This is a genomic window from Campylobacteraceae bacterium, assembly GCA_013215945.1.
Classification (GTDB): Bacteria; Campylobacterota; Campylobacteria; order Campylobacterales; family Arcobacteraceae; genus NORP36.
Genome location: JABSOM010000007.1, coordinates 119298 through 132402, shown reverse-complemented (window position 1 = coordinate 132402; position 13105 = coordinate 119298). Strand labels below are relative to the sequence as shown.

At 28.4% G+C, this 13105-nt stretch carries 13 protein-coding genes; 5 read left to right on the top strand and 8 right to left on the bottom strand.

Annotation, left to right across the window (positions count from 1 at the left end):
- Positions 1–48: 48 nt before the first annotated feature.
- Complete coding sequence (locus tag HRT41_09030; GenBank protein NQY24166.1) at positions 49–2730, bottom strand: valine--tRNA ligase; 2682 nt, start codon at positions 2728–2730, stop codon at positions 49–51.
- A gap of 155 nt (positions 2731–2885) precedes the next feature.
- On the opposite strand from HRT41_09030, the gene HRT41_09025 reads away from it, so the two are divergent.
- Positions 2886–4385, top strand: coding sequence for a diguanylate cyclase (locus tag HRT41_09025; protein NQY24165.1), 1500 nt, complete (start codon positions 2886–2888; stop codon positions 4383–4385).
- Between the two features lies 1 nt (position 4386).
- Here HRT41_09025 and HRT41_09020 read toward each other — a convergent pair whose 3' ends face one another.
- Both HRT41_09020 and HRT41_09015 read right to left on the bottom strand, forming a co-directional pair.
- Positions 4387–6444: an ATP-dependent helicase gene (locus HRT41_09020; protein NQY24164.1), complete on the bottom strand. Its 2058-nt coding sequence runs from the start codon at positions 6442–6444 to the stop codon at positions 4387–4389.
- Between the two features lie 87 nt (positions 6445–6531).
- The gene (locus HRT41_09015; GenBank protein ID NQY24163.1) at positions 6532–7416 is read right to left on the bottom strand and encodes an AraC family transcriptional regulator; all 885 of its coding nucleotides are present in this window, start codon (positions 7414–7416) and stop codon (positions 6532–6534) included.
- Between the two features lie 112 nt (positions 7417–7528).
- Here HRT41_09015 and HRT41_09010 point away from each other — a divergent pair, with 112 nt between their 5' ends.
- The 4 genes from HRT41_09010 (at position 7529) to HRT41_08995 (ending at position 10305) form a co-directional block, all read left to right on the top strand.
- On the top strand, positions 7529–7927 hold the full coding sequence (locus tag HRT41_09010; protein NQY24162.1) for a rhodanese-like domain-containing protein: 399 nt from the start codon (positions 7529–7531) through the stop codon (positions 7925–7927).
- Positions 7848–8381: a GNAT family N-acetyltransferase gene (locus HRT41_09005; GenBank protein NQY24161.1), complete on the top strand. Its 534-nt coding sequence runs from the start codon at positions 7848–7850 to the stop codon at positions 8379–8381. The genes HRT41_09010 and HRT41_09005 overlap by 80 nt, the downstream gene beginning before the upstream one ends.
- A gap of 186 nt (positions 8382–8567) precedes the next feature.
- Positions 8568–9233 (top strand): ankyrin repeat domain-containing protein, encoded by a 666-nt coding sequence (locus HRT41_09000; GenBank protein ID NQY24160.1) that lies wholly within the window; start codon positions 8568–8570, stop codon positions 9231–9233.
- Between the two features lie 406 nt (positions 9234–9639).
- A complete protein-coding gene (locus HRT41_08995) occupies positions 9640–10305 on the top strand; it encodes a transposase (GenBank protein ID NQY24159.1) in 666 nt (221 codons plus the stop codon).
- 1 nt (position 10306) lies between these two features.
- Here the strand turns inward: HRT41_08995 and HRT41_08990 are convergent, their stop codons facing one another.
- The 5 genes from HRT41_08990 to HRT41_08970 form a co-directional block, all read right to left on the bottom strand.
- Complete coding sequence (locus HRT41_08990) at positions 10307–10828, bottom strand: hypothetical protein (GenBank protein NQY24158.1); 522 nt, start codon at positions 10826–10828, stop codon at positions 10307–10309.
- Positions 10829–10942: 114 nt separating this feature from the next.
- Entirely contained in the window at positions 10943–11650 is a 708-nt protein-coding gene (locus tag HRT41_08985; protein NQY24157.1) for a hypothetical protein, read from the bottom strand.
- 35 nt (positions 11651–11685) lie between these two features.
- On the bottom strand, positions 11686–12468 hold the full coding sequence (locus HRT41_08980) for a transposase (protein NQY24156.1): 783 nt from the start codon (positions 12466–12468) through the stop codon (positions 11686–11688).
- A 218-nt stretch (positions 12469–12686) separates the two neighbouring features.
- Positions 12687–12911: a hypothetical protein gene (locus HRT41_08975; GenBank protein NQY24155.1), complete on the bottom strand. Its 225-nt coding sequence runs from the start codon at positions 12909–12911 to the stop codon at positions 12687–12689.
- Positions 12901–13062, bottom strand: coding sequence for a hypothetical protein (locus HRT41_08970; GenBank protein NQY24154.1), 162 nt, complete (start codon positions 13060–13062; stop codon positions 12901–12903). The genes HRT41_08975 and HRT41_08970 overlap by 11 nt, the downstream gene beginning before the upstream one ends.
- Positions 13063–13105 lie beyond the last annotated feature (43 nt).

Sequence of the window (13105 nt, the reverse complement as noted above, 5' to 3'; positions counted from 1 at the left end):
TAAAATCCTATTATATTTATCTTCTACAAAACAGCTAAGCTGTTTTGTTTACATTATCGCCTTAAGTTCATTGTTAATTTTCTCTAATTTATTTTGCGCTTCTTCAAGGGCTTTTCTATTAGCAGTAATTACTTCTTCTGGTGCATTTGCAACAAAACGTTCATTCTTTAACATTCCATTTAGTTTATCAAATTCTTTTTGTGTTTTTTCTTTTTGTTTGCTTAATTTATTAATAATAGGGGTCATATCAATTTCTGATGTTGGCAGATATACTTCTAAATTATCAGATACATCTGTAATTGAGTTTTCTATTTTAGCTTCAACAAATTCTATTTCTATTACTTTCGCAAGTTTTTCAATAAAAGGTTTTGCTATTTCTTTATCAATATTTACATCTATTTTAATATAGGCTTTAGAAATTTTACTGTTTCCCATATCAATAATTACTTTTGCACGTCGTACTGAAGTAATTGCTTCTTCTATATATGCAAACATTTTTTCAACTTCTAAATCTCTTTTAAGCACTTTAGGATAAGATTTAATCATAATTGACTCAGAGTCTTCTAATTTAGTCAATGACAGTTTTTGATATAGATACTCTGCAATAAAGGGCATAAAAGGTGAAGTTAATTTAAGTGTTTCTTTAAAAATAGCTCCTAATTCAAATAATGAGTCTTTTGACGCTTTTGAATACTCAATTCCCCAATCACAAAATTCATTCCAAACAAATTTATACAATGCAGCTGCTGCTTCATTAAATTTATACGTATCTAAAGCAAGTCTAACATCGTGTGTAGTAATTGCAAGTTTAGAAAGCATGTATTTCCCAAGAGCTGTTTTAATTTCAATATCTTCTAAATCAGCAAACTTAATAGGAATATTTGTATTATTGGCTTCATTTTGATTTTCTAAGTTCATTATAAAAAAGTTAGCGGCATTGTAAAATTTATTGGTAAAGTTTCTGTATAAATCTAAGTGTTTTTTCCCAAGTTTTATATCTCTACCTTGAACGGCTAAATATGCCAGTGAAAATCGTACGATATCTGCTGAAAATTCTTCAACCATATCCAAAGGATTGATTACATTTCCTTTAGATTTTGACATTTTTGCACCGTTTTCATCTCTTACAAGAGCATGCATATAAATATCTTTAAAAGGAAGTTCTTTTTTAAAGTGATCACCCATCATCATCATTCGTGCAACCCAAAAGAACATAATGTCAAAACCTGTAATTAATAAAGAGTTTGGATAAAAATCTTTTTCATCATTTTCATTGTATAAATCTTTTAATTTATCGTTATTTCCCCAACCCAAAGGCGACATTGCCCATAAAGCAGATGAAAACCACGTATCAAGAACATCTGGATCTTGTGTATAATCTTTGCTGTTACATTTAGGACAAGCTTCTGGCTCATCCGCTTTATCTGCCCATTGATGGTTACACTTACTTTCATTACACGTGAAAACTGGAATTCTATGTCCCCACCATAATTGTCTCGAAATACACCAAGGTCTTAATTCATCCATCCAAGCAGTATAAGAATTAATCCAATGAGGAGGATGAAATAAACTTGTACCCTCTTTTGCTCGCTCTTTCGTTTGTTCTTTAGTTTTATCAATGGAACTTTGAGCCATTTCATTGCTTAAAAACCATTGTTGAGATATAAAAGGTTCTACAATATTTTTACATCTGTAACAATGCCCTACTTGATGAACATGGTCTTCAATTTCAGTAATATAACCTTCTTCTTGAAGTTTTTTAACAATATGTTCTCTTGCTTCTAAGCGCTCCATTCCTTGAAATTCTCCACAATATTCATTTAAAATACCTTTTTCATCAAATACTTTAATAAATTCTAAATCGTGTCTTTTTCCTACTTCATAATCGTTTTGGTCATGGGCTGGTGTTACTTTAACAATACCCGTTCCTACTTCCATATCAACATGAGTATCTGTAATAATTTTAATACTTCTGTTTGTTAAAGGTAAATATACTTCTTTTCCAACAAGTGCACTGTATCTAGTATCATCTGGGTGAACCATAATAGCAGTATCCCCAAAATAAGTCTCAGGTCTGGTTGTTTTTACTTCTATTTGTCCGGCATCATCTTTAAGTTTATATACCATGGTATAAAACTTACCTTGAACTTCTTCATGTTCAACTTCAATATCACTTAAAGCTCCATCGTGTGTACACCAATTTACCATATAAGTATTTTGTGAAATATGCCCCTCATTAAATAAAGATACAAAAGCTTCTTTTACCGCTTCTTTTAAACCTTCATCCATAGTAAATCGCTCACGTTTCCAAGCAGGAGTAACACCTAGTTTTCTCATTTGGTGAACTATATTTCCACCACTTACTTCTTTTTGTTTCCACGCATGTTTTAAAAACTCTTCACGACCTACTTCTTCTTTAGACGTTCCAGCAGCAATTAATTGTTTCTCAACAATATTTTGAGTAGCAATTCCCGCATGATCCGTACCAGGTTGCCATAAGGTTTTATAACCATCCATTCGTTTGTAACGTGTAATTATATCTTGCAATGTAAATGTTAATGCATGTCCAATATGCAAAGAACCAGTGACATTGGGAGGAGGCATCATAATTGAAAAGTTTTTATCTTTTTCTTGTATGTTTTTATTACCATCTATTTCGAAATAACCCCGTTTTTCCCAAAGTGCATAATAGTCATCTTCTATCTTTGCTGGTTCGTATTTATCGCTCATTTAAAATCCTATATAATCATTATTATCGCGATTATAACCAAAAATTGTTTACGTTAATATTTTATTATAAAACTATACACTTTGTAGATGTAATTTATTGCAATTATTGTAAACTTTTCTGATATACTAAAATAAAATTATTTTAAAGATAAAATATGCCTTTAAGCTCACAAAAGAAGAACTTTATATTTATTACTTTTGCAATCATTTCTACAATTGTTATTAGTATATTTTCTTATTTTTATTTTTCTTCTGTATTTGAAGACATTGAGAGAAGCATTAATAATAATAATACCAAACACTTTATTAGCAGTATCGATAGAAACATTAAACACAGCAAACACATGGCATCTGATTACGCAAGAGATGATGACCTTTATTCTTTCATGACAAACAAAAATCCAGATTATATTTATAAACACTATAAAGTAGGCTCTTATGCCTTAGAAAATCTGGGCTTAAGTTTTATTTTTATTAATGATTTAGAAAACAATAATATTTTTGCCCATAAAAGTTCCTATGAAGGGAATATTAATCTCGAAAAAATCAATAAATACATCCTCTCAACGTTTAAAGAAAATATAACTTCTTCTATCTTAAACATGAATGGAAGATTTTTTATTATTACAAAAGAAGAGATTACTAGTTCAAATTCAAATAAAAGAACAAACGGTTATTTTTATACAGGAATTGAAATTCAAAAAAAAGAACTAGAAGAATATAATGCTCTTATTTTCACTGTAAAAGAGAAAAATAATATCAAATTTACTAAACAAGAATATCAAATTTATAATACTAAGAATTTTAAACAAATATTAGTATCAAGCCTTTTTCTTTACAATAGTATTTATAAACAATTTCATTTTTATGATAATAATATGAACTACTCCTTTTCCATCAAAACAAAAAATGATTACATAATGCTGGAGCAAGGAAAAAAGAAAATTCTATTTTATAACCTTATAATAATTACTTCTTTATTACTCATTTTCTTTTTAATCTATAAATTCCAAAAATTTCTTAATATAAATAAAAAACAGCTAGAACGTTTGGTAAATTTAAAAACAAAACAAACAAAAACCACTCTTAAACAACTTGAAATCGCTCATAAAAAACTCTTTGCTATTGCGAATACCGATTATTTAACAAAAATAAATAACCGAAGAAGTTTCTTTTGTCTTAGTGAACAAACATTCTTAAGCGCAAATGACTGCAATGAGGACTTATCTCTTATTATGATAGATATTGATAACTTCAAACAAATTAATGACACCTATGGTCATGATGTAGGAGATGAAATACTAAAAATGTTTGTTAAAGCTTTTAAACCTCATCTGGGAAAAGAAGATATTTTTGGGCGTTTAGGTGGGGAAGAGTTTGCAATTACTTTGCCAAGATGTAATCTTGAAGAAGCAAGAATAAAAGCAGAAATTTTAAGAGCTGCTTTACAACAAGCAGTCACTCATAATAATACAAAAAAAATAGGAGTCACTGCTAGTTTTGGAGTAGCTCAAATGCAAGGAAATACCTGTATTGATGAAATCTTACAAACAGCAGATAATCTTCTGTATGCTGCAAAAAAATCAGGTAAGAATCGTGTACGTTCTAGAATTATGCCCATGGATAGAATTAAAGAACAAATAGAAAATTTATAATTTATTTTTTTTCTTCTTTATTTTCTCCGCCCGAAACCAAACCAGCTTCTCGTAAAAACTGAGAATGTATAAAATCTATTTTTTTCACACGATCATATTTGGCATAAGACAAATACAAAATATCTTTGGCTCTTGTAACTGCTACATAAAATAAACGTCTCTCTTCTTCAAGAGAACCACCCTTTGCCATCAGTTTTCTATTAGGAAACCTTCCATCCATTAAATCAATAATATAAACTTCTTTAAACTCCAAACCTTTTGAGGCATGAACAGTAAGTAAATGAACCCCTTCCCCTGCACTCATTTCTCCACCACCTAAAACCATGGCATTAATAAACTTATGCAATTCTTTATAATGCGTTGCTAGTTTTTTTAATAAAAGCGCTTTGGTACCAATTTTTAGCTCAGCTGCAAGTTTTAATTTAGGATCCAGATTTCCATCTTTTAGTGTTCCTCTTTTGGTTGAAAGGATTTCTTTTAAATGGGCAAATAACTTAGATTTAATTACATGTTCAATCAAAGAATTAGGATTTGTCACTCTTTTCAAGGATTTTACAATAAGATAAAATTCGTGTAAAAACAGTCCCCCTTCATACGATAACTTAGGATGTTTTAAAATAGCATTTCCTAGAAAATTCTCTTCAAAACCACAATCTTTAAACTTAGCAACAGAACCTAACTCAATAAAATCATCAAATAATCCCAATTGAATATTTTTAGATTTGGCACTTAAATAAGGGTTTTTAACAGAAGGATCTGGATTAAATAAACCTGTAAATAAATCTCCATTTCCCAGTTTCATTAAAGCATCAAAAATATCTTTAGCAATGGCTTTTCCAATACCTTTTCCATATTCCAAAATATGAATAACACTCATCATATCATTACGGTTCATTAATAAACTCATAATATCAAGTATAAATTTCACTTCCAAAGAATCAAAAAAACTATGCCCGCCCTTTCTTCGAGCAGGAATATCATATTCTCTTAAATTCACTTCAATACCATCAGCACTTGAATTGTTTCTAAAAATAATAGCAATTTCATCATTTGGAGTAGAACTTTTGGCTATTAATTTTGATATATGTTCGTATTGATCAAAGAGTTCTGAAAACATTAATAACTTTGGTTTATACAAAGCCTCTTTTCTAAATACTTCTAAATGTTTTTCATATATTCGCTCATTGTGTTCAATCACTTTTGTTGCTAAATCTAATATAGGTTTAGTTGATCGGTAATTCTTTTTTAAAGTAAAAACTTTAGCACCCTCATAACGCGTAGCAAACGAAGAAATAATTCCAATATCAGAACCGTTAAAAGCATAAATACTTTGGTCATAATCTCCAACACAAAATAAAGACTGAGGTTTAAAACCTTCTAATAATTTACCTTGTAAAGGATTGGTATCTTGATACTCATCTACTAAGATTTCTTTATACGTAAACTCTGTCTCTTTTTGTTTATCAATCATTAGGGTTAATAAATCATCAAAATTGGCATAAGAGTATTTGATTTTTAGTTCATTAAACTCTTTTACAACATCTGTATAAATAGGCGTATAAAGTTCATGTCCTTCATTACGTTCAATTACCCAATCATCAAACTCTTCTCCATGGGTAGAGTTTAAAAACAGTGAATACATATCGTATAAATATCCACCATCATAAGGATTGGTTTCATCATCTCGGTGATAAAAAACACGTTTTTCATAAACCGATTTAAAAAGTGTTTTTAATTCGCTTGGTTGTTTAAGCGTAATTTTTACGTCAAGCACTTTGAGTAGTTTATAAGAAACAGAATGAAAGGTTCCAGCCATCATTTCTTTTGCAATATCCATACCAAAAAATTTAGCCACTCGCTCAACCATTTCAGCAGCAGCTTTATTAGTAAAAGTTAAGAGCATAATATCTTTAGGTTTTACGCCTGAATTAATCAAATGGCCAATACGGCCTACAATAGTAGACGTTTTACCAGTACCAGCACTGGCAATAATTAGGTTATGTCCACCTGTACAAGTAGCTGCTTCAAGCTGTTCGGAGTTTAAGTTTTTTAAAGGCATGTAGTATTAATCTTTGTTTTATTCATTGTGGAATATTAGCATATTTGCACTTTGAAGCCAACTTAAATTCTTATGTATTTACTAATTTTATACATACCTAACAGGTACATGGTATATGCCTTTAATTATATTGTTTGAAGAGGAAAAGTCCTCATTTTCTTTTATTATATAAGAAGGTATTGTTATTGTTTCATAACCACTAGTTGGAAGCCACTCATGATAAACCCATTGTATTAATAAAAGAATATCTTCATGCAAACATTCTATTTTAAAAGTAATACACAAACACTCTTGAATTTCTAATTGAGGCAGATTCGTTTGGCTTAAACGTAAGTTCTCATCTTTAGGAACAATACAAGCCACATAATTACACTCCTCTAAAGGTGTTAGTGTTGGATTGTCATGATAGATTCCAATCTGCTCGTATTCTTTTATATCATTGCTGTATACCCAAGCTTTTAATTTTTCCCAGGTTTGTTTGTAATTTGCACTGTAGCCTTTTTGTCTTATATAATAAGCCATTCGTGGTTTCACTTTAATTAGGTTTTGTTCTAAATTGTAGAAATCAATAGAAGGTTTTTTATTCTTTGTAGCCGCATTTATTATCTTATTTGAATACTCTTTATAACCACCCTTTCTCCAATACGTAGGCGTTTGAGAAAATCTTTGTTTAAAAGCTCTAATAAAAGATGTTTGTGAGCTATACCCACACATATTAGCTATTTCACTAATATTAGAATATTTATTAGTAATTAAAATATTGCTGGCTTTTTGTAAACGAATGGATTTAATTGTTTCATATATTGCCATGCCGGTTTGTTCTTTAAATATTTTATGGAAATGGCATTTACTTATTGAAAAATTGTTTGCCATTTCATCCATATTAATATCACTTTGAATATTATCGTAAATATATGACATCAAATCATTGGCTAAGATACTGTGTTTTAAATGGGTTAATTTTTTATGCATTGTTTATTATAATATAAAAAGAGAACAAAATGAATAAGAATAGATAATAAAGTACGTAAGAATTGTGTAGAATTAATTTTTCTCTAGTGATATAATGCACTCAAGAAAAAGGATTAATATGAAAACACAAATTTCTCACTACGAAAACAAATTAAAATACGAAATAGATTCTTCAGATTTATTTGCTGCTATTACAAATAAAGAAGATATTGTAATAATTGATGTACGAAATAAAGAAGCGTATGATCGTTCACATATTCCTTCGAGTATTAATCTTTATCACCAAGATATGAATGAAAACTCTACAAAAGATTTTAATAAAAACACTCTTTATATTACTTATTGTGATGGTATTGGATGTAATGGTTCTACTAAAGGCGCTTTAAATATGAGTAAATTAGGCTTTAAAGTAAAAGAATTAATGGGTGGACATGATTGGTGGTTACGAGATGGTTATGAAACCAAAGGAAAAGAAGGACAAAAAGCAAGTTCCATCTCTTGTGCTTGTTAAAATGAGTGATATTTTAATAAGAAAAATACAAAAACAAGAAATAAAAGAGCTCATAAACTTATGTGCTCTACATGCAAAATACGAAAATACATCTTATGATAAAACAGGCAAGGAGGAAAAACTACACCTTGTTTTGTTTAAAGAAGATTCAAACATTACTTGTTTTGTAGCCATACAAAATAAAGAAATCCTTGCCTATGCAACAGTGATAAAAGAATTCTCAACCTGGGATGCTGATTATTATTTACACATGGACTGTTTGTATATAAAAGAGTCTCATAGAGGAAAGGGTCTGGGAGAAAATTTCATGTCAAAAATTAAAGAACATGCAAAAAATTTGGGATGTAATCATATAGAATGGCAAACACCAAGTAATAATTATAAAGCAATAAAATTTTATGAAAAAATGGGTGCAAAAAACAAAGATAAAAAAAGGTTTTCTCTTTATTTATAAAAAATTCCTAGGGCTGGACAAAGATAATAAAATTTACTCTCTTTTATTTTATAAGGGCTATAATTTTTTAAAAAATGTTTATTTGATGATAATAGATTATTTAAATCCAAATATACTTTCTACTAACGTTTAGATAGATATTATTTATATGTTAATATATAAACAATACTTTTGAAGGATTTTATTATGTATAAAATAAAAAAAATCTATTTCTTTCTTTTTTTTCTTTTATCTTTAAATATTTTTGCAAATGACAGTTTTGATACATTGTTATCTCTTGCGCTAAAAGGAGATAAACAAAGCCTAGAAAATAAAATTTCACAAGGGCACAACATTGATATTGTTGATAATCTTGGGCGTTCACTTGTATTGAGAGTTACAATGAAAAAGAATCTTCAAGCTTTGAAACTATTAATAAAACTAGGTGCAAAGATTGATTATTATGATAAAAATCTTTCAAAAAATGTAATCGATCAGACGGCTTTTTTATATGCAGGTGCAAAAGGAATGAATGAATTTTTAAATGTTTTAATAAAAGAAAATGCAAAAACAGATATTTTAAATTATTATGGAGGAACAGCACTTATTCCAGCATGTGAAAAAGGCTATGTAAGTACAGTAATACTTTTATTAGAAAAAACTAAAATAGATATAAACCATATCAATTATTTAGGCTGGACTGCTTTATTAGAAACAGTTATTTTATCAAATGGTGGAAAAAATCATCAAAAAATTGTAGCACTTTTATTAGAATATGGAGCCAATAAAGAAATAAAAGATAAAAATGGTTTCAATGCCTTAGATCATGCAAAAAAAGAATCTTTTAGTGCTATTGTTAAATTACTTGAATAAACCTTGAAGCTTACGCCTCTTTTTATACAAAGTAAAATACAAAAAATAATCAAATAAAAATGACATTCTCACGGCTCTTTCCCTGACTTTGATAAAGCTAAATATTTTTATTTTTTAACGGAAAAAGGTGAAAACTGTGTGAGCGTTAGAAATGTGCTCATTAGCACATTTTAGGGAGTTTTTGAACCTAGTTAAACAATAAAAATATTTAGGAACCCGAAGGGCTTTATCATTTCGTCAGTTGCTTCTTTTTGTTTCTTTTTCTTACAATTAAGAAAAAGAAAAAAGCGCAAAGGCAACTTTGTATGAGCTCTTTACTACCAAAAAAATGTGGACAGTCACCTTTTTAATAAAAATATTAATTATTTAGTGTTATTATATGTAACCTTTTATTAAAGGATTAACCATGCCTAGAATAGCAAGAAATTTAGCAGATGAACAAATATATCATATTATCAATCGAGGAAATAGAAGAAGTGCAATCTTTCATGATTCTTATGATTATGATAAGTTTTTGAATCTTCTTTTTGATGCAAAAGAAAAATATGATATATCGTGTTATGCTTATTGTTTAATGTCGAATCATTATCATTTAGTTTTATACACAAATGTAGGCGAGAATTTATCATTTGCTATGCATCATATTAATTCATCTTATGTAAGATATTACAACAGAAGATATAAATTATCTGGCCATTTATGGCAAGGAAGGTATAAGAGTTTTATTGTTCAAGAAGAAGTATATTTACTTACTTTAATTAAGTATGTTGAAGCTAATCCTTTAAGAGCTAAGATAGTAAAAGATTGTGTTTTATATAAATATAGTTCTGCTTATAATAGAGTTAATGAGCTTAGTAGTTTAATCATAAATAATTTACCTATTGTACTCCCAAAAAATTGGCATAGTTATATAAATGAGAAATCTAGCAAAACAAACCTAGATTCAATAAGGAATTCAATTAGTAGACAATCACCTTTAGGTGATCCTACTTGGCAATCTTTTACAAGTAACAAATATGGTTTAGAATCAACTTTAAATCCTATTGGAAGACCTAAAAATAGGGATTATTGATTTAATGGTGCCTCTCCCCATTTCCTTCATTTCCTTCATTTCCTTCATTTCCTTTATTTCTTTCAACTCTTAAGTTAAAGTTATCTATTATTTTAATATCAATAGGAATTGCATTAAAAACTTCTATTTTTATACAATTACTACTAAGAAACATAGCGATATAAGTATTATTTTCTTCATTTTCATTTTTTTTAATCATCCAAGTATTTTCTTTGTTAATTACAATACGAGAAAAGTAATTCTTTTTATAAAATTCTTCTATATTAAATTTTAATTCTTCCCATATTATAATATTATCCGATTTATATACTATAAGATTTCTTTTTTCATTATCTTTTGGATTATTTTTTTCAATTTTTTTAGATTTAGTAAACAAGTAGATTGAAATAACTATTAGAATAATAATTTCAATAAAATTATACAATGGAATATCTGTTGTTATTATAAATTTAATTAAACTAATAAATGCTGATAATAAAAATAATATTGCAAAAAATTTATATTTATTTTCTCGTTCTTTCATATTCACACAAAGTCCTTTTTATTAAAATCATTATTATATATTCTAAATCCTTATGTACTTAATTTCTTTATATTTTATATCTCTTCTAAAAATAATCTATATTTTAACTTTTATTCATTTAATTGATTCATAAACTCCCTGTTCAAGTAAACCAATTGAGATTCCTATTGTTGCACCAATAAACGACCCTCCAGGGCCAAGAAATGATCCAAGCCCTGCTCCTGCTATTCCTCTATCAATTGCATTTAGCCCAAATCTCGCTGCTGGTGTATCCAACATACTCCGTGCTCTTTGTTTTGCTATATCATTTGGATGACTCCACCCCGGTACATTTTCCATAGCTTTTGCATTTGCATTAGCTCTTTTTGTTTTTTTATCTGTCCAACTTTTCCCAGTCTTCAACTGTCCAACATTTTTATTCGAAGCTTCATTAGCTCTAGCTCTAGCCCTAGCTTCTCGCATAGAAGCCTCAGCTTTCATTTGACTTACTCTACGTTCATATTCTATTTCAATATCTTTTTTATTTTTAGCTCTGTTTCGTTTATATTCTTCTTTTTTACTAGCACTACTATTATTATAATCCCTAGCTTCTTTCTCACCAGCACTAGGATCATAACCTCCACCATCACTAGAAGAATCTCCCCATGTATCATTGTGCTCAGATTCAGTAAGAGCATCAAACCCACTAGGATCCGTATACATCAAAGGATTATTCATAACATAAGAATAACGATTAAAATTCTGCGTAACAAACGGATGAAAAATATTCGGATCAGCAGATAAAAATCTAGCGGTATCTACGTCATATACTCTACCATTCAAAATTTACACCAAATTTACACCCCAGAGAATGAAATTTACACCCCAGAGAATGAATCTCCACTTTTTAGTATCTTCGAAATAAGAGATTTAGATACATCTAAATATTCTGATATTTTAACTTGTGTATGTCCATCATAATATGCTTCTAGTATAGCTTTATTTCTTTTTTCTTTTGTATTAATATTTACAAAATATATATATAACTCTTTTATTTCTTTTATAACAATTTTTTCTTCGATTCTTTTTACATCTACTTTTGCTTTCTCATTTAATATCTTTAATTCATCTTCTGTAATGGAAATATCTAAAAATTCAATTAATTCCTTTAGATTAAAGCCTTTAATTAATATAGATTCTTTACAACACTCCTTATATTTTTTTGAATGTAATATATTATAAGCCAAGGTAAATTTATATTTGCCTATTTCTGATGTCATTTTTGCTTCTACGGGGTTATTTTCAATGTATTTTATTACTATATAGAAATATTCATCATGTATTATATATCTTGATTTATATCTATCTTGCCATAAATGGCCACTTCTATTATATTTCTTATTGTAATATTTTGCGTAGTTTGCATTTACTATTCTCATAAACATTGGAAGATTTTCTTTTTTTGTTTCTACTAACAAGTGATAGTGATTATCCATCAAAACATAATCATGTAGTACAATATCATGCGTCTTTGAAGTTTTATTTATAATCAGTAAAAACATATCTTTATCATTATCATTATTAAAAACATTACAGCGGTTTACCCCTCTATTAATTATATGATGATATCCTGCTAAATCTATTCTTATTCTTGTTGGCATTTTTATTCCCAAGTTCAAAGTTTAAATAATATATTTTATTATATCATGAAAATTGATTTAATGGAAAAGTGGAGATTCATTCTCTGGGGTGTAATTGGGGGTGTAATTGTAATTTTTGGGGTGTAATTTTTGGGGTGTAATTTTGGGGTGTAATTTTTGTAATTTTGGGTGTAATTTGTGTAATTTGGGTGTAATTTTTAATTTATCTCCCCATTTCTTTATTTGTGCTTCATATACAAATCATAATTTTTTGGTTGTGATAGTTTAAACATCCACATACCTGAGTAGTAAGCAGAAATTAAGAATATTGCCAGAACTAAAAAAAGTAAATAGTTGTTATTTAGATATTCTGGATAAAAATTAGATGGAAAAATTATCGTACATGACATAACTATTAATCCAATAATTCCTTTTGCTTTTACATTATCTTTTTTATTTTTCATCTTTTTTAATTCCTTTAACCATAAAAATACCAATAAGAAAGAATAAGCTTCCATATGTTCCTAATTCTGCAATTAAAACTAAATATAAACCAATAAGGGCAAGGATAATACCAATTATATTTCTAAAGTATTGTAAATATATATTACTCATTGTTCTTTTTTCATCTTAGTAGTCTCCATTCTCCAAATTTTAC

Bases quoted from the DNA above. Each gene is read 5' to 3' on its own strand.
- HRT41_09030 (NQY24166.1), bottom strand. From the start codon at position 2,730: ATGAGCGATAAATACGAACCAGCAAAGATAGAAGATGACTATTATGCA.
- HRT41_09025 (NQY24165.1), top strand. From the start codon at position 2,886: ATGCCTTTAAGCTCACAAAAGAAGAACTTTATATTTATTACTTTTGCA.
- HRT41_09020 (NQY24164.1), bottom strand. From the start codon at position 6,444: ATGCCTTTAAAAAACTTAAACTCCGAACAGCTTGAAGCAGCTACTTGT.
- HRT41_09015 (NQY24163.1), bottom strand. From the start codon at position 7,416: ATGCATAAAAAATTAACCCATTTAAAACACAGTATCTTAGCCAATGAT.
- HRT41_09005 (NQY24161.1), top strand. From the start codon at position 7,848: ATGATTGGTGGTTACGAGATGGTTATGAAACCAAAGGAAAAGAAGGAC.
- HRT41_09000 (NQY24160.1), top strand. From the start codon at position 8,568: ATGTATAAAATAAAAAAAATCTATTTCTTTCTTTTTTTTCTTTTATCT.
- HRT41_08995 (NQY24159.1), top strand. From the start codon at position 9,640: ATGCCTAGAATAGCAAGAAATTTAGCAGATGAACAAATATATCATATT.
- HRT41_08990 (NQY24158.1), bottom strand. From the start codon at position 10,828: ATGAAAGAACGAGAAAATAAATATAAATTTTTTGCAATATTATTTTTA.
- HRT41_08980 (NQY24156.1), bottom strand. From the start codon at position 12,468: ATGCCAACAAGAATAAGAATAGATTTAGCAGGATATCATCATATAATT.
- HRT41_08975 (NQY24155.1), bottom strand. From the start codon at position 12,911: ATGAAAAATAAAAAAGATAATGTAAAAGCAAAAGGAATTATTGGATTA.
- HRT41_08970 (NQY24154.1), bottom strand. From the start codon at position 13,062: ATGAGTAATATATATTTACAATACTTTAGAAATATAATTGGTATTATC.